Here is a 16,140-nt window from a genome sequence, read left to right on the forward strand (position 1 = left end):
GCATACCCGCGCCGGCATACGCAATATGGCTCCGGCGGTATGTGGGCTGCGGCGCAACCGGCTAACGTTCAGGCATGGCCGGGAAACCGAGCCGCCCACGAGCCCAAAGAGCATGAGTACAGAGCGCAACAACATCCAACCCGTCCGCTTCTTCCATCGCGGCAAGATCGTCGACGTCAGCGGCGTCCATCCGACCCGCTCGGTGCTCGACTGGCTGCGCGAGGACGCGCACTGCACCGGCACCAAGGAAGGCTGCAACGAGGGTGACTGCGGTGCCTGCACGGTGGTGATCGGTGAGCTGGCCACCGATGCCAACGCCCCCGGCGCCATCGGCGGCCTGCAACTGCAGACGGTCAATGCCTGCATCCAGTTCCTGCCGACCCTGCATGGCAAGGCGCTGTTCACGGTCGAAGACCTCAAGGCACAGTGCGCCGCAGCGCAGCCGCAGGACAAGAAGCACGCCGTCCACACCCTGCACCCCGTGCAGCAGGCGATGGTCGACTGCCACGGCTCCCAGTGCGGCTTCTGCACGCCGGGCTTCGTGATGTCGCTGTGGTCCACCTACGAGCACCACCAGGCCGGGGGCACGCAGCCGACGCGCCAGCAGCTGGCCGACGAGCTCTCGGGCAACCTCTGCCGCTGCACCGGCTACCGCCCGATCCTCGATGCCGGCCAGCGCATGTTCGACCTGCCGGCCGTCCGGCTCGACACCGGGCCCGTGGTGGCCGCGCTCACCGCGCTGCACGACGACGGGCTGGACCTGGACTACGCCGCGCCGCTCGGCGCCCGCATGGACCATTTCCACGCCCCCCGGACCCTGGCCCAGCTCGCCGCGCTGCGCGAGCAGAAGCCGCGCGCCCAGCTGCTGGCCGGATCGACCGACGTCGGCCTCTGGGTCAACAAGCAGTTCCGCGACCTCGGCGACATCATCTACGTGGGCGACGTTGCCGAAATGAAGACCATCGAAGTCCGTCAGAACGACACGGGTGGCGAGCTCTACATCGGCGCCGGCGCCTCGCTCGAATCCGCCTTCGAAGCCCTGGTGCAGCGCGTGCCCAGCCTCGAGGACGTGTGGCTGCGCTTCGCCTCGCCGCCGATCCGCCATGCCGGCACCATGGGCGGCAACGTGGCCAACGGCTCGCCCATCGGCGATTCGCCGCCGGTGCTGATGTCGCTCGACGCCGAGATCGAGCTGCGCCGCGGCGACGCCGTGCGCCGCATGCCGCTGCCCGACTTCTACCTGGACTACATGAAGAACCAGCTGCAGCCGGGCGAGTTCGTGCAGGGGCTGGCGGTCCCGCTGGCCGCCATGCGCCGCCAGGTGCGCGCCTACAAGATCAGCAAGCGCTTCGACTGCGACATCTCGGCGCTGTGCGCGGGCTTCGCGATCGAACTCGAAGCGGGCAGCGACACCGTCAAGGCCGTGCGCCTCGCCTTCGGCGGCATGGCCGCCACCGTCAAGCGCGCCGCGAATGCCGAGGCGGCCCTCGTCGGCAAGCCGTGGACGCAGGCCAGCGTCGCCACCGCCAAGCTCGCGCTCGCGCAGGACTTCAAGCCGCTGTCGGACATGCGCGCCTCGGCCGACTACCGGCTGCAGGTGGCACAGAACCTGATCCAGCGCCTCTGGCTCGAAACCCGTACCGATGACGCGCTCTCCCTCGAAGAGACCAGCGTCTGGAGCGCGATGCCTCATTCAGCAATCAAGGCCACCAAGGCCGTGGAAGGCGTCTGACCATGAACAAACCCATCGACGCCCGCCTGCTGCAGCCCGCCGAGGCCTTTGCCGACTACCTGAAGAACACCGCCGCCCGCATCGACGTCGGCGGCGAAGCGCTCGCGCACGATCTGGGCATGCGCGTCGGCATCAGCCGGCCGCACGAATCGGCACACCTGCACGTCGCCGGCGAAGCGACCTACATCGACGACATCCCCGAACTCACCGGCACGCTGCATTGCGCGCTGGGCCTTTCGCCCGTTGCCAACGGTCGCGTCACGGCACTGTCGCTCGACGCGATCCGTGCGACGCCCGGCGTGGTCGCGGTGCTGACGGCGGACGACATCCCCGGCACCAACGACTGCGGCTCGATCGTTCACGACGACCCGATCCTGCTGCCCGTGGCGGACGGCGGCGAGATCCGCTACCTCGGCCAGCCGGTGTTCGCGGTGATCGCCGAAACGCGCGACGCCGCGCGCCGCGCGGCCGCCAAGGCCAAGGACGCGATGACCATCGAGGCGCAGCCGCCCGTGATCACGCCGCAGGACGCGCACGCGCGCGGCCAGTACGTGGTGCCGCCGATGCACATCGTGCGCAGCGGCGGCAGCGCCAACGAAGGCGACGAGGCTGCCGTGCGCGCCGCCATCGCCAAGGCGCCGCACCGCCACACCGCCACGCTCGACGTGGGCGGGCAGGAGCAGTTCTACCTCGAAGGCCAGATCAGCTACGCCATTCCGAAGGAAGGCGGCGCGCTGCACATCCACTGCTCGACGCAGCACCCGAGCGAGATGCAGCACCTGGTGGCGCATGCGCTGCACCTGCAGTCGAACGAAGTGCATGTCGAATGCCGGCGCATGGGCGGCGGCTTCGGCGGCAAGGAGTCGCAGTCGGCGCTGTTCGCCTGCGTGGCGGCAGTGGCGGCGCGGCAGCTGCAGCGCCCGGTGAAGCTGCGGCTGGACCGCGACGACGACTTCATGGTCACCGGACGCCGCCACTGCTTCTGGTACGAATACGACGTGGGCTACGACGACGAGGGCCGCATCCTCGGCGCGGAGATCACGATGGTCTCGCGCGCCGGCCACTCGGCCGACCTGTCGGGCCCGGTGATGACCCGCGCGCTGTGCCACTTCGACAATGCCTACTGGCTGCCCAACGTGGCGATGCACGGCTACTCGGGCAAGACCAACACGCAGAGCAACACCGCCTTCCGCGGCTTCGGCGGCCCGCAGGGCGCCATTGCCATCGAGAACATCATGGATTCGGTGGCGCGGGAACTGAAGCGCGATCCGCTCGACGTGCGGCGCGTCAACTTCTACGGCAAGGCCGAGAACAACGTCACGCCGTACCGCCAGACCGTGACCGACAACATCGTCCACGAACTCGTGGCCGACCTCGAGGCCGGCAGCGACTACCGCGCGCGGCGCGAAGAGATCGCGGCGTTCAACAGGAAGAGCGTGGTGCTCAAGCGCGGCCTGGCGCTGGCGCCGCTCAAGTTCGGCATCTCGTTCAACGTCAAGCATTTCAACCAGGCCGGCGCGCTGGTGCACGTGTACACCGACGGCTCGATCCTCGTGAACCACGGCGGAACCGAGATGGGGCAGGGCCTCAACACCAAGGTGGCGCAGGTGGTGGCGCACGAGTTGGGCGTGAGCTTCGAGCGCGTGCGCGTCACGGCGACCGACACGACCAAGGTGGCGAACACCTCGGCCACGGCCGCATCGACCGGCGCCGACCTGAACGGCAAGGCCGCGCAGGATGCGGCCCGCCAGATCCGCGAACGCCTGGCCGAAAGCGCAGCCGAACGCCACGGCGGCAAGGCCAGCGAAGTGCGCTTCGCCAACGACAAGGTCGAAGTCAACGGCCGCACGCTGGCGTTCAGCACAGTGGTCGGCGAGGCGTACCTCGACCGCAAGCAGCTCTGGTCCGACGGCTTCTACGCCACGCCCGGCCTCAGCTGGGACAAGGACAAGATGCAGGGCCGCCCGTTCTTCTACTACGCCTACGGCGCGGCGGTGAGCGAGGTGATCGTCGACACCCTCACCGGCGAATGGAAGCTGTTGCGCGCCGACATCCTGCACGATGCGGGCAAGTCGCTGAACCCGGCCGTGGACATCGGCCAGGTCGAAGGCGCCTTCATCCAGGGCATGGGCTGGCTTACCACCGAGGAGCTGGTGTGGCATCCGCAAAGCGGCATGCTCACCACGCACGCGCCGAGCACCTACAAGATCCCGACCGCCAACGACTGCCCGCCCGTCTTCAACGTGCGCCTGTTCGAAGGCCAGAACTTCGAGGACTCGATCCACCGCAGCAAGGCCGTGGGCGAGCCACCGCTGCTGCTGCCGTTCTCGGTGTTCTTCGCGATCCGCGACGCGGTGTCGGCGGCCGGCGACCACAAGGTCGATCCGCCACTGAAGGCGCCGGCCACGAGCGAGTCGATTCTTCGCGCCGTCACAGCGGTGCAATCTGCATCGGTCGAATGAAAACGGGCCGTGCTCGCACGGTCCGAGCTTCCTTCCGATCCCCAAATGCTGCGCTGTATAACTGTTCGCACAGACAAGAAAGGTGTGAACAGCCATGAGAGACCAGGCGCTTTTCGACAAGATCGATCTTCATCTCATACGGGTGCTTCATACCGTGCTGACCGACCGCAGCGTCTCGCGCGCAGCCATCCGCCTGGGCATGTACCAGCCGGCCGTTTCGGCCGCGCTGAAGCGCCTGCGCGAGCTGTCGGGCGACCCATTGCTGGTGCGCTCGGGCTCGGGCATGGTGCCGACCGATGCGGGGCTGCGGATGATCGAGCCCGCCGCGAGCATCCTGCGCGCCGCCGAGATGCTGTTCTCCGACGCGCGCGGCTTCGAGCCGCAGTCGGCGGCCACCACCTTCCGCATCGCAGCGAGCGACTACATGGACCCGCTCTTCCTGCCGATGCTGGTGGCGCACGTCAAGCGCGAAGCACCCTTGTGCCAGATCGAGATCCACGCGCTTTCGCCCGACTCGGACTACCACGGCCATCTCGCATTGGGGCAGGTCGACCTGGTGATCGGCAACTGGCAGAAGCCCCCGGAAGACCTGCACATGGCGCGCCTCTTCGGCGACGAGGTGGTGTCGCTGGTGAACCAGGACCATCCGGCGGTGCGCCGCGGCTGGGACCTGGAGACCTGGCTTGCGGCCGAGCACATCGCGCCCACGCCGATGCACCCCGGTGGGCGCGGCATCATCGACCAGATGCTCGACGAGCTCGGGCGGCAGCGCAACATCACGGCGCGCTGCGCGCACTTCAGCCTGATCCCCGACATGGTGGCCTCGAGCCTGCTGGTGTTGACCACCGGCCGCCAGTACTGCGAGCGCTTCGCGGCGCGGCTGCCGGTGAAGATCCTCGACTGCCCGGTGGCGCTGCCGCGGCTCATGTACTACCAGCTCTGGCACGAACGCACCCATTCGTCGAGTTCCGCGCGCTGGCTGCGCGAATGCATCAAGGACGTGGCGGCGTCACTGCGGCCCGCCCTCGCCACACCCTCCGCGCGGACCCTCGCGCCTGAAGCACCCGATCCCCCCTGACCCTTCGGTCGCGCCGGCGTCGCGACCCGAAGCAACGATGAACGAACCGCCACATAAAACAGCTGGAGACAAGCGACATGAACAGGTTTGAAGAGGTGCCCAAGGTCACCGATCCCCGCGCCTCGGGGGTGAACGAGGCCGCGCGCCCGCGCGCCGCTGCCGGCAGCGCGCTGGGCAGCGCGAACTGGCTTGAACGCATGTTCAAGCTGACAGAGCACAACACGACCGTGCGCACCGAAGTCATCGCGGGGCTCACCACCTTCCTGACGATGGCCTACATCATCTTCGTCAACCCGTCGATCCTCGGCGACGCGGGCATGCCGAAGGGCGCGGTCTTCGTGGCCACCTGCCTGATCGCCGCGCTGGGCACGCTGATCATGGGCCTCTACGCCAACTACCCGATCGCCATGGCGCCGGGCATGGGGCTCAACGCCTACTTCGCCTACGTGGTGGTGCTGGGCATGGGCTATACGTGGCAGGTGGCGCTGGGCGCGGTGTTCATCTCGGGCTGTCTGTTCCTGATCGTCACGGTCACCGGGTTGCGGGAGCTGTTCATACAGGGCATACCGCAGTCGCTGCGAACGGCGATCACCGTGGGCATCGGCATGTTCCTGGCGCTCATCGCGCTCAAGAGCGCGGGCGTGGTGGCGGCCTCGCCGGCCACCTTCGTCACGCTGGGCGACCTGCATTCGGCGCCGGTGGTGCTGGCCACGCTGGGCTTCCTGATCATCGTGACGCTCGACCGGCTCAAGGTGCGCGGCGCCATCCTGATCGGCATCCTGGTGGTGACGGTGCTGTCGTTCTTCTTCGGCGGCAACAAGTTCCATGGCGTGTTCGATGCGCCGCCGTCGATCGCTCCCACCTTCATGCAGCTCGACATCCTGAGCGCGCTCAAGGGCGGCATCCTGAACGTGGTGCTGGTGTTCTTCCTGGTCGAGATGTTCGACGCCACCGGCACGCTGATGGGCGTGGCCAAACGCGCCGGCCTGCTGGTGCCCGGCAAGATGGAGCGCATGAACAAGGCGCTGCTGGCGGACAGCGGCGCCATCTTCGCGGGCTCGCTGCTCGGCACCTCGAGCACCACGGCCTATGTGGAGAGCGCGGCCGGCGTGCAGGCGGGTGGCCGCACCGGCCTCACGGCCGTGGTGGTGGCGGTGCTGTTCCTCGCCTGCCTGATGATCTCGCCGCTGGCGGGCTCGGTGCCGGCCTATGCCACCGCCCCGGCGCTGCTCTTCGTGGGCTGCCTGATGCTGCGCGACCTGGTCGAGCTCGACTGGGAAGACACGACCGAGGTGATTCCGGCGGCCGTGACCGCGCTGGCCATGCCTTTCACCTACTCGATCGCCAACGGCCTGGCCTTCGGCTTCATCACCTACGCCGTGCTCAAGCTCTTCACCGGCCGGGCACGGGAAGTGCATGCGATGGTCTGGGTGATCGCGGCGATTTTCCTGTTCAAGTTCGCCTATATCGGCGGACACTGAGCGGAGTGCCGTCGGGCGCCGATGGTCGCTGGGACGCTATTAAACTGATAGCTGTTCCAGCACGTTGATGTTGAACGAGACAAACCCACGAAACCCGGCATGACAACCCCCAGACTCCAGCTCGCGCACATCACCAAGCGGTACCCCGCGGTGGTGGCGAACAGCGACATCTCGCTGGCCGTGGCACCCGGCGAAATCCATGCCGTTCTCGGCGAGAACGGCGCGGGCAAATCGACCCTGATGAAGATCATCTACGGCTCGGTCAAGCCCGACGAAGGCACGGTCACCTTCGACGGCCAGGCCGTCACCCTGCGCAACCCGCAGCAGGCGAGGGCGCTGGGCATCAGCATGGTGTTCCAGCACTTCAGCCTGTTCGACACGCTCACGGTGGCCGAGAACGTGTGGCTGGGGCTCGACAAGTCGCTGCAGCTCGCCGAAGTGGCGCGCAGCATCACGGCCAAGGCCAGCGAATACGGGCTCGACATCGATCCTTCGCGGCCGGTGCACACGCTGTCGGTCGGCGAGATGCAGCGCGTGGAAATCATCCGTGCGCTGCTCACCAACCCCAAGCTGCTGATCCTCGACGAGCCGACCTCGGTGCTGACGCCGCAGGCCGTCATCAAGCTGTTCGCGGTGCTGAACAAGCTGGCGTCGGAAGGCTGCAGCATCCTCTACATCAGCCACAAGCTGCACGAGATCCGCGAGCTGTGCACGGCGTGCACGGTGCTGCGCGGCGGCAAGGTCACGGGCGTGTGCAATCCGCAGAACGAAAGCAACGAGTCGCTCTCGCGGCTGATGATCGGCAGCGAGCCGCCGCCCTTGCAGCACCGGCCGGTGCATGCGGGCGCGGTGGCGCTGCGCGTGAAGGCACTGTCGCTGGCGCGTGAAGACCAGTTCGGCGTCGATCTCGACGGCATTTCCTTCGAGGTCCGGGCCGGGGAGGTGGTCGGCATTGCGGGCGTGTCCGGCAATGGGCAGAAGGAATTGCTCTACACGCTCTCGGGCGAGGACGTGCGCGCCGAGGCCGCGATGGTCCAGGTGTTCGACAAACCGGCAGGGAGATTGCGGCCGCGCGCGCGGCGTGCATTGGGCCTGCACTTCGTGCCGGAAGAACGGCTGGGCCGCGGCGCGGTGCCTACGCTCGGGCTCGCGCACAACCTGCTGCTCACGCGCAGCAATGCGGTGGGCAAGGGTGGCTGGATCAGCACCTCGGGGCTCGAACGGCATGCCAAGGCGATCATCGAGCGCTTCAACGTCAAGGCCGGCGGACCGAATGCGGCGGCGCGCTCGCTCTCGGGCGGCAACCTGCAGAAGTACATCGTCGGCCGGGAGATCGACGCCAATCCCAAGCTCTTCATCGTCTCGCAGCCGACCTGGGGCGTGGACGTGGGAGCGGCCGCATTGATCCGCGGCGAAATCCTCGCGCTGCGCGATGCCGGCTGCGCCGTGCTGGTGGTCAGCGAGGAGCTCGACGAGCTGTTCGACATCAGCGACCGCCTGCACGTGATCGCCAAGGGCCGGCTCTCGCCCTCCATCGACCGCGCGGCCGCCACGCTGCCGCAGATCGGCGAATGGATGAGTGGTCTATGGAAGAAGGAGGCCACCCATGCTTAAGCTCGAACCCCGCCCGGAGCTCTCGCGCTTCTGGACCTTTGCCTCGCCGATCCTGGCGCTGCTCATCACCGTGCTGATCGGCGTGGTGCTGTTCGCCGCACTCGGCAAGGACCCGGTCAAGGGCCTGATGGTGTTCTTCTACGAGCCCGTCAAGAACGGCTATGCGCTCGGCGAGTTGATGGTCAAGGCGACGCCGCTGCTCATCATCGCGCTCGGCCTGGCCGTGTGCTTCCGCTCCAATGTTTGGAACATCGGCGCCGAAGGGCAGTTCGTGTTCGGTGCCATTGCGGCGGGCGGCGTCGCGCTGCTGGCCGACAAGAACACGGGCGCGTGGATCGTCATGGCCATTCTCGTCGCGGGCATCGTCGGCGGCATGGTGTGGGCGGGCATCGTCGCGTTCCTGCGCGACAGATTCAACGCCAACGAAATCCTCGTGAGCCTGATGCTGGTCTACGTGGCCACGCTGCTGCTGAGCTACATGGTGTTCGGGCCGTGGAAGGACCCGCACGGCTACAACTTCCCGCAGACCAAGACCTTCGAGGCGGTCACGCAGATCCCGCGGCTCTTCAAGGGCTCGCGCGTGAGCATCGGGCTGATCATCGCGCTGGTGGGTGTGGGGGCGCTGTGGGTGTTCCTGTTCCGCACGCGCGCGGGCTTCGCGCAGCAGGTCGGCGGGCTCGCGCCCGCGGCGGCGCGCTACGCCGGCTTCTCGGCGCGGCGCGCGGTATGGATCGCGCTGCTCACGTCCGGCGGTGCGGCCGGCCTGGCCGGTGCGCTCGAAGTCGCCGGCCCGCTCGGCCAGCTCACGCCCTACGTGCCGGCCGGCTACGGCTTCGCGGCCATCATCGTGGCCTTCGTCGGGCGGCTGCATCCGGTGGGCATGGTGTTCTCGGCCATCCTCATGAGCATGTTCTACATCGGCGGCGAGTTGGCGCAGTCGCGGCTCGGGCTGCCGAAGTCACTCACCGGCGTGTTCCAGGGCCTGCTGCTCTTCACGCTGCTGGCCTGCGACACGCTGATTGCCTACCGCGTCCGCCGCAAGGCTGCGGCCAAGGCGGCAGCCTCCACGATGACGACGAGTTCGCTGCAAGCCAGCACGCCGCTGACTGCGCCTGTCGCGCGGCCGACCGAAGGAGCGCTCTGAAAATGAAACCTTGCTTCTCGAATCGTCGTGTTGTGGGTCATTCAGGGCGCGCTCACGCCGACGGGGTACCTTGCTCCGCGAATGTCCCCCGGCGCGGCCTATGGCCGCATGCCTCCTCCTTTATTTCGCTGCGCAAGGCACCCCATCGGCGTGATCGCTCGGAGCACTGGTTGATCGGCTCGCATGAGCGCTGCGTCCATCGTGCACAGGGCACCGGGTGCTCCCCGCAGCGAAATAAAGGAGGAGGGGGCGCAGCCCCCGGGGGACATTCGCGGAGGGGAGCACCCGGTGTCCTGTGCACGCACCCCGAACGCACCCTCTCGAACACAACCAACCCGCGCTGGAGCAACTGACATGGACAGCTACGCACTTCTGCTCGGCTCGACGTTGAGCGCCGGCACCGTGCTCGCGATCGCGGCACTGGGCCTGTTGATCAACGAGAAAGCCGGCATCGTCAACCTCGGCGCCGAGGGCATGATGCTCTGCGCCGCCATCGCGGGCTTCGCGACGGTGGTGACCACGCACAACCCCTGGCTCGGCTTCCTGGCCGGCATGGCGGCGGGCGCTCTGCTCGCGGCCTTCTTCGGTGTGCTGGTGATCTGGCTCAACACCAACCAGTACGCGACCGGGCTTGCGCTGAGCCTGTTCGGCGTGGGCTTCTCGGCCTTCGCCGGCATCAACTTCGTGCAGGCCAAGCTGCCCGAAAGTGCGTCGTACGCGATTCCGGTGCTGGCCGACATTCCGCTCGTTGGCCCGGCGCTGTTCCAGCACCACCCGATGGTGTACTTCGCGGTGGTGCTGACCTTCGGGCTGATCTGGTTCCTGTACCGCACGCGCGCCGGCCTGGTGTTGCGCTCGGTGGGCGAGTCGCCCGAGTCGGCGCATGCGCTCGGCTACCCCGTGCGGCGCATCCGCTTCCTGGCGGTGATCGCGGGCGGCGCGCTGTGCGGGCTCGCGGGCGCCTACCTCTCGACGGTCTACACCCCGCTGTGGGTCGAGGGCATGGTCGCGGGCCGCGGCTGGATCGCGCTGGCGCTCACCACCTTCGCCACCTGGCGGCCCATTCGCGTGCTGCTGGGCGCCTACCTGTTCGGCGGCGTCTCGATGCTGGGCTTCCACCTGCAGAGCAGCGGCGTCAACGTGCCGTCCCAGTTCCTCAGCATGCTGCAGTACATCGCGCCCATCGTGGTGCTGGCGCTGATCTCGCGCAACCCGGCGTTCATTCGCATCAACATGCCGGCTTCCATAGGAAAACCGTTCTACCCCGGCTCATAATCCCGTTTCGTTTTTGCCAACCTGTCCTTTTGAGGATTTCCGACAATGAATGATCTGAACAAGCGCTCCCTGCTCAAGCTCGCCGCCCTCACCGCGGTGGCTTCGGCGGCCCTCGTGGGCTGCGGCAAGAAAGAAGAAGCGGCAGCACCGGCTGCGGCCCCCGCAGCCCCTGCGCCCGTGGCGGCCACCCCGGCGCCCGCCGCGGCCGCACCGCTGAACATCGCATTCGCCTATGTCGGCCCAGTGGGCGACGGCGGCTGGACCTTCGCGCACGACAACGCCCGCAAGGCGCTCGAAAAGGAATTCGGCGACAAGATCAAGACCACCTTCGTCGAAAGCGTGCCCGAGGGCGCCGACGCCGAACGCGTGTTCCGCGACCTCGTGGGCCAGGGCAACAAGCTGATCTTCGGCACCACCTTCGGCTACATGGAGCCCATGCTCAAGGTTGCCGCCGACACCAAGGACGTGAAGTTCGAGCACGCCACCGGCTACAAGACCGCCGAGAACATGCGCACCTACGACAGCCGCACGTACGAAGGCGCGTACATGGCCGGCGTGATCGCCGGTGCCATGACCAAGAGCAACACGCTGGGCGTGGTCGGCTCGGTGCCGATCCCCGAAGTGCTGCGCAACATCAACAGCTTCACGCTGGGCGCGCAGTCGGTGAACCCGAAGATCACGACCAAGGTCGTGTGGGTCAACGAATGGTTCAGCCCGCCGAAAGAAACCGAAGCAGCCACCGCCCTCATCAACGGCGGCGCCGACGTGCTGTTCCAGAACACCGATTCGCCGGCCGTGCTCAAGACCGCGCAGGAAAAGGGCAAGCGCGCCTTCGGCTGGGATTCGGACATGACCGCCTACGGTCCCAAGGCCCACCTGGCCTCGGCCACCATCAACTGGGCCCCGTACTACATCAAGGCCACCCAGGAAGCCCTGGACGGCAAGTGGGCCACCGGCACCAGCTGGTGGGGCGTGAAGGAAGGCGCCATCGACATCGTGTCGATCGCCGAAGACGTGCCGGCCGAAACCAAGGCCAAGGTCGAGACCGTGAAGAAGGGCCTGAAGGACGGCAGCTTCGTGATCTGGAAGGGCCCGATCCTGGGTCAGGACGGCAAGGAATTGGTCGCCAAGGACGCCGTGGCCGACGACAAGTTCTTGTCGGGCGTGAACTTCTACGTCAAGGGCGTCGAAGGCAAGGTGCCTGGCGGCGACAAGAAGTAGTCGTCAGCCTCGCTGATTGCGGACAAAGGGTCGCCCGAGGGCGGCCCTTTTTTATGTGCCGTGCGCGCCATGACGCTTTGCAGCAGTCACGATCCTTGCGCTGTCGACGAAGCCCTGAATCAACCGCTGCCGAGGCGAGGCGCGCAGCCACAGGATCCCGAAGCGCCGCGGTTCCGAAGGCAGCGGCAGCGCAATCTTCGCAACGCGCTGGCCTTCCAGCAGCGGCGACGCGATGTCGGGCACCAGCGAAACGCCCAGCCCGCGGTCGACCATCATGGCGATCGCCAGCAACGAACTGAGTTCGAAGCGCTCCTGCGGCACGATGCCCGCGGCGCGCAGGTAGCGGTCGGCCTGCTTGCCGCCGTCCAGGGCGCGGTCGTAGCGGATGAGCGGCGAGGTTCGGAGCAGCTCGTGCGGGTCGCGCTTTGCCAGGCGGCTCGGCGCCAGCAGCACGAGCGGCTCCTCGCGCAGCAGCGACCAGTCGAAGGTCTTGGCGAGCACATAGGGCGGGTAGAGGCACACGGCCGCATCCAGCTCGCCCTGCTGGACGGCCTTGTGGAGCGTGGCCGTCGTGCCCGATTGCAGGAAGACCTTGACGCCGGGATGCGTCTTCACGAAGCGCGCGAGGATGTCCGGCAGCAGGCTGTGAATGGCCGTGTTGATGGTGCCGATGAGCAGCTCGCCGCCGGCCGCGTCGCTGCCCAGCAATGCCTTGATGTCGCCCACCTCCCGAAGAAGATTCCGGGCCCGCTGCACCAGCAGGTGCCCCGCCTCGGTGGGCTGCACCGTGCGGCCCGCGCGTGCCAGCAGCGGCGCATGGAGCTCGCGCTCCAGCGTGCGGATCTGCTGGGCCACGGCCGCGGGCGTCAGGTCGAGCCGGCGCGCGGCCTCCGACATCGAGCCCGACTCCACCACCAGAAGAAAGCTTTGCAGGTAGGCTGTTTCCATGAAAGATAGATTTTCTATCATCTGATCATAGGGAGCATGTGTTTTTCCAGGCTCATGAACTGCGCACACTGCAGCGCATGAGAAGCAAACTGTTCGTTCCCGGAACGCGCCCCGAGTTGTTCGCCAAGGCATTGAGTGGCGCGGCCGATGGCGTTTGTCTCGACCTGGAAGACGCGGTGTCCGAGCCGCGCAAGGACGAGGCGCGCCACGCCGTGCGGCAACTGCTGCAGGGCGGCGAAGCGGCCGCATCGGGCAAGACCGTGATCGTTCGCGTCAACGCGATGGACACGCCGCATTTCGAACGCGACGTCGCGGCGGTGACCCAGGCCGGCGTGCACCTGATCAACCTGCCGAAGCCGGAAAGCCCGGCGCATGTGCGCGCCGCGGTCGAGGCGATCGAGCGCGCCGAGCAGGCCAACGGCGTGCGCGTGCCCATCGGCCTGCTGCTGAACATCGAGGCGCCCGCCGCCTTGCGCACGGCATCGCAGCTCGCTTCGGCGCATCCGCGCGTGGCGGGGCTGCAATTGGGCCTGGGCGACCTGTTCGAGCCGCTGGGCATTGCGCGGCGCGAGCCGGCCGCGGTCCAGCAGGCGATGTTCGCGATGCGCATCGCCGCGGGCGAAGCGGGCGTCTATGCCTATGACGGCGCGTTCGCGGACATTCGCGACGCCGAAGGATTCCGCGCCGAGGCCATGCTGTCGCGCAACCTCGGCTTTCTGGGAAAGACCTGCATCCATCCGAGCCAGGTCGCGATCGCCAACGAGGTGTTCCGTCCCACCAACGAAGAGATCGCGCATGCCTGCAAGGTGGTCGAGGCCGCCCGCGATGCCGACGACAAGGGCGTGGGCGCCTATGTGGTGGACGGAAAGATGATCGATATCCCCTTCGTGATCCGCGCGCGCGCCATCGTCGCGAGCGCGCGCAGCCTCGGCCTGCTGCCGGGCTGACCCTCTCGCCTTCAAAAAAATCCAGGAGACAAAACCCATGCACATTCCCTCGTCCCGTCGCCTGCGCGCGCTCGCAGTGGCCACCCTTGCCGGTGGCAGCCTGCTGAGCGGCGGTGCGTTCGCGCAGGCCGCGTACCCGGCCAAGGCCATCACGATCGTGGTGCCCTATCCGGCGGGCGGCTCGAACGACACCTTCGCGCGCCAGGTGGCCAAGGAACTGGGCGAGGAGCTCAAGCAGCCGGTGATCATCGACAACCGCCCCGGCGCGAGCGGCAACACCGGCACCGGGCAGGTCGCCAAGGCCGCACCCGACGGCTACACGCTGGTGGCAGTGTCTTCGAGCATGACGACCAACGCGGCCGTGCAATCGAAACTGCCGTTCGATGCGGTCAAGAGCCTGGCGCCCGTGGCGATGTTTGCCAAGGGCCCCTTCATCGTCGCGGTCAACAACGACTTTCCGGCGAAGACGCCCGCCGAGCTGATCGCCGCCATCAAGGCGAAGCCGGGGCAGTACAACTACGCGTCGTCCGGTTCGGGCAGCGTCAACCAGTTCGGCACCGAGCTGCTCAAGGCCAAGGTGGGCGACCTGCAGATCGCGCACATCCCCTACAAGGGCATGGGCCCGGCCGTGACCGACCTGATCGGCAACCAGACGCAGCTGCTGATCTCCAGCGGGCCTTCGCTGCTGCCGATGGTGCGCGCCGGCAAGCTGCGTGCGGTCGGCATCACGAGCCTGAAGCCGAGCCCGATCGCGCCCGACCTCACGCCGTTGTCCACCGCCGTGCCCGGCTACGAATTCGAACTCTGGTGGGGCCTGCTGGCACCGGCGGGCACGCCGCCCGACGTGGTCGCCAAACTCAACGGCGCCGTCAACCAGATCCTGGCCAAGCCCGCGATCGCGGCCAACTTCCTGCGCGAAGGCGCCATTGCCACGCCGCTCACGCCGGCGCAGTTCGGCACCGTCATCGCCGACGACGTGGAGCGCTGGAAGAAGCTGGCCAAACAACAGAACATCACTGCCGACTGAGGAAAGAAGGATCCATGAGCTTCAACGCCCCCCACGACGACACACGCCTGCCTGCACGCAGCGGCCCGGCCGGCCCGCTCAGCGGCCTGCGCGTGCTCGATCTGAGTGCCTACATCGCGGGCCCGTACGGCTGCTCGCTGCTGGCCGACCAGGGCGCGGAAGTCATCAAGATCGAGCCGCCCACCGGCGACAACCTGCGCAAGTACCCGTCGACGCTGGAAGCCGAGAGCCGTGCCTTCATCGGCGTCAACCGCAGCAAGCTCGGCGTGGTGCTCGACCTGAAGAATGCGGACGATCTTGCCGCGTTGATGGCGCTGGTGCGCACGGCCGACGTGCTGGTGCACAACTTCCGGCCCAGCGTGCCGCCGCGGCTGGGCATCGCCCATGAGCAGTTGAAGGCCGTCAATCCGCGCCTGATCTATTGCAGCCTCACGGGCTACGGCGAGACCGGGCCGCTGCGCGAGAAGGCCGGCTACGACCAGGTGCTGCAGACCATGACCGGCATGTGCGCGCTGCAGGGCAAGCGCGGCGAGCCGCCCGAGATCCTGTACGGCTCGGTGGTCGACTACTACGCGGCCGCCCTGGTGGCGGCCGGCGTGGCTTCGGCGCTGTACGAGCGCGAGAAGAGCGGCGAGGGCCAGTTCGTCGGCGTGTCGCTGCTGCGCTCCGCGCTCACGATGCAGTCGGCCCGCATGGTGTGGGCCGAGGGCGAGCCCAAGGACGTGGGGCGCGATATGCGCTCGGGCGGCATCACCGGCATTCATCCGACCCGCGAGGGCCACATCTACATCTCGGCCAACACGCCGCATTTCTGGCGCGCGCTGTGCGCCAAGGTGGGCCTGCCCGAACTCGCGGACGACGAGCGCTACGACTCGGTGCGCAAGCGCGCGCAGCATTTCGCCGAGATCGTGCCGCGCCTGCGCGAAGCGCTGGCCGCGCGCACCGCGCTCGAGTGGGAAGAACTGTTCGGCGAGGACGTGCCCTGCGCGGCGGCCCGCACGGTCGAGGACATGTTCGACAACGAGCAGGTGCTGGCCGAAGACATGGTGGCGAACTTTGCGCATCCCACGCTGGGCTCCTACCGCGGTTTCACCCGCGCGGTGCAGTTCGGCCGCACGCCAGGTCCGGAGCCCTTTGCCGCACCGACGCTGGGGCAGCACACGGAGGCGGTGCTGGCGGCGCGCAAGGCCGCGGACGCGGCCGGCGGCTGA

12 protein-coding genes are annotated in these 16,140 nt (G+C 67.7%); 11 read left to right on the forward strand and 1 reads right to left on the reverse strand.

Going from position 1 to position 16,140, the window contains the following annotated elements; translation table 11 throughout:
• Positions 1 to 112 precede the first annotated feature (112 nt).
• From xdhA to AC1DXX_RS04345, 8 genes are all read left to right on the forward strand, one after another.
• On the forward strand, positions 113 to 1,732 hold the full coding sequence (gene xdhA, locus AC1DXX_RS04310) for a xanthine dehydrogenase small subunit (RefSeq protein WP_478132929.1): 1,620 nt from the start codon (positions 113 to 115) through the stop codon (positions 1,730 to 1,732).
• A 2-nt stretch (positions 1,733 to 1,734) separates the two neighbouring features.
• A complete protein-coding gene (xdhB, locus tag AC1DXX_RS04315; protein WP_478132930.1) occupies positions 1,735 to 4,194 on the forward strand; it encodes a xanthine dehydrogenase molybdopterin binding subunit in 2,460 nt (819 codons plus the stop codon).
• A 94-nt stretch (positions 4,195 to 4,288) separates the two neighbouring features.
• Positions 4,289 to 5,272 carry a LysR family transcriptional regulator gene (locus AC1DXX_RS04320; protein ID WP_478132931.1) on the forward strand — a complete coding sequence of 328 codons (984 nt, stop codon included), beginning with the start codon at positions 4,289 to 4,291 and terminating at the stop codon, positions 5,270 to 5,272.
• A 77-nt stretch (positions 5,273 to 5,349) separates the two neighbouring features.
• On the forward strand, positions 5,350 to 6,753 hold the full coding sequence (locus AC1DXX_RS04325) for an NCS2 family permease (RefSeq protein ID WP_478132932.1): 1,404 nt from the start codon (positions 5,350 to 5,352) through the stop codon (positions 6,751 to 6,753).
• Between the two features lie 99 nt (positions 6,754 to 6,852).
• On the forward strand, positions 6,853 to 8,367 hold the full coding sequence (locus AC1DXX_RS04330; RefSeq protein ID WP_478132933.1) for an ABC transporter ATP-binding protein: 1,515 nt from the start codon (positions 6,853 to 6,855) through the stop codon (positions 8,365 to 8,367).
• Positions 8,360 to 9,511, forward strand: a complete 1,152-nt coding sequence (locus AC1DXX_RS04335) for an ABC transporter permease (protein WP_478132934.1) — start codon at positions 8,360 to 8,362, stop codon at positions 9,509 to 9,511. The genes AC1DXX_RS04330 and AC1DXX_RS04335 overlap by 8 nt, the downstream gene beginning before the upstream one ends.
• A gap of 354 nt (positions 9,512 to 9,865) precedes the next feature.
• Entirely contained in the window at positions 9,866 to 10,786 is a 921-nt protein-coding gene (locus AC1DXX_RS04340; RefSeq protein ID WP_478132935.1) for an ABC transporter permease, read from the forward strand.
• Positions 10,787 to 10,831: 45 nt separating this feature from the next.
• Complete coding sequence (locus tag AC1DXX_RS04345) at positions 10,832 to 12,007, forward strand: BMP family ABC transporter substrate-binding protein (RefSeq protein ID WP_478132936.1); 1,176 nt, start codon at positions 10,832 to 10,834, stop codon at positions 12,005 to 12,007.
• Positions 12,008 to 12,058: 51 nt separating this feature from the next.
• On the opposite strand, the gene AC1DXX_RS04350 is transcribed toward AC1DXX_RS04345, so the two are convergent.
• Positions 12,059 to 12,955: a LysR family transcriptional regulator gene (locus AC1DXX_RS04350; protein ID WP_478132937.1), complete on the reverse strand. Its 897-nt coding sequence runs from the start codon at positions 12,953 to 12,955 to the stop codon at positions 12,059 to 12,061.
• 77 nt (positions 12,956 to 13,032) lie between these two features.
• On the opposite strand from AC1DXX_RS04350, the gene AC1DXX_RS04355 reads away from it, so the two are divergent.
• From AC1DXX_RS04355 to AC1DXX_RS04365, 3 genes are read left to right on the forward strand one after another with little or no spacing between them, the layout of a single operon-like run.
• Positions 13,033 to 13,902, forward strand: a complete 870-nt coding sequence (locus AC1DXX_RS04355; RefSeq protein WP_478132938.1) for an HpcH/HpaI aldolase/citrate lyase family protein — start codon at positions 13,033 to 13,035, stop codon at positions 13,900 to 13,902.
• 37 nt (positions 13,903 to 13,939) lie between these two features.
• The gene (locus tag AC1DXX_RS04360; protein WP_478132939.1) at positions 13,940 to 14,929 is read left to right on the forward strand and encodes a tripartite tricarboxylate transporter substrate binding protein; all 990 of its coding nucleotides are present in this window, start codon (positions 13,940 to 13,942) and stop codon (positions 14,927 to 14,929) included.
• Positions 14,930 to 14,943: 14 nt separating this feature from the next.
• Positions 14,944 to 16,140, forward strand: a complete 1,197-nt coding sequence (locus tag AC1DXX_RS04365) for a CaiB/BaiF CoA transferase family protein (RefSeq protein ID WP_478132940.1) — start codon at positions 14,944 to 14,946, stop codon at positions 16,138 to 16,140.

It is taken from the genome of Variovorax sp. P4_B10 (assembly GCF_056402375.1).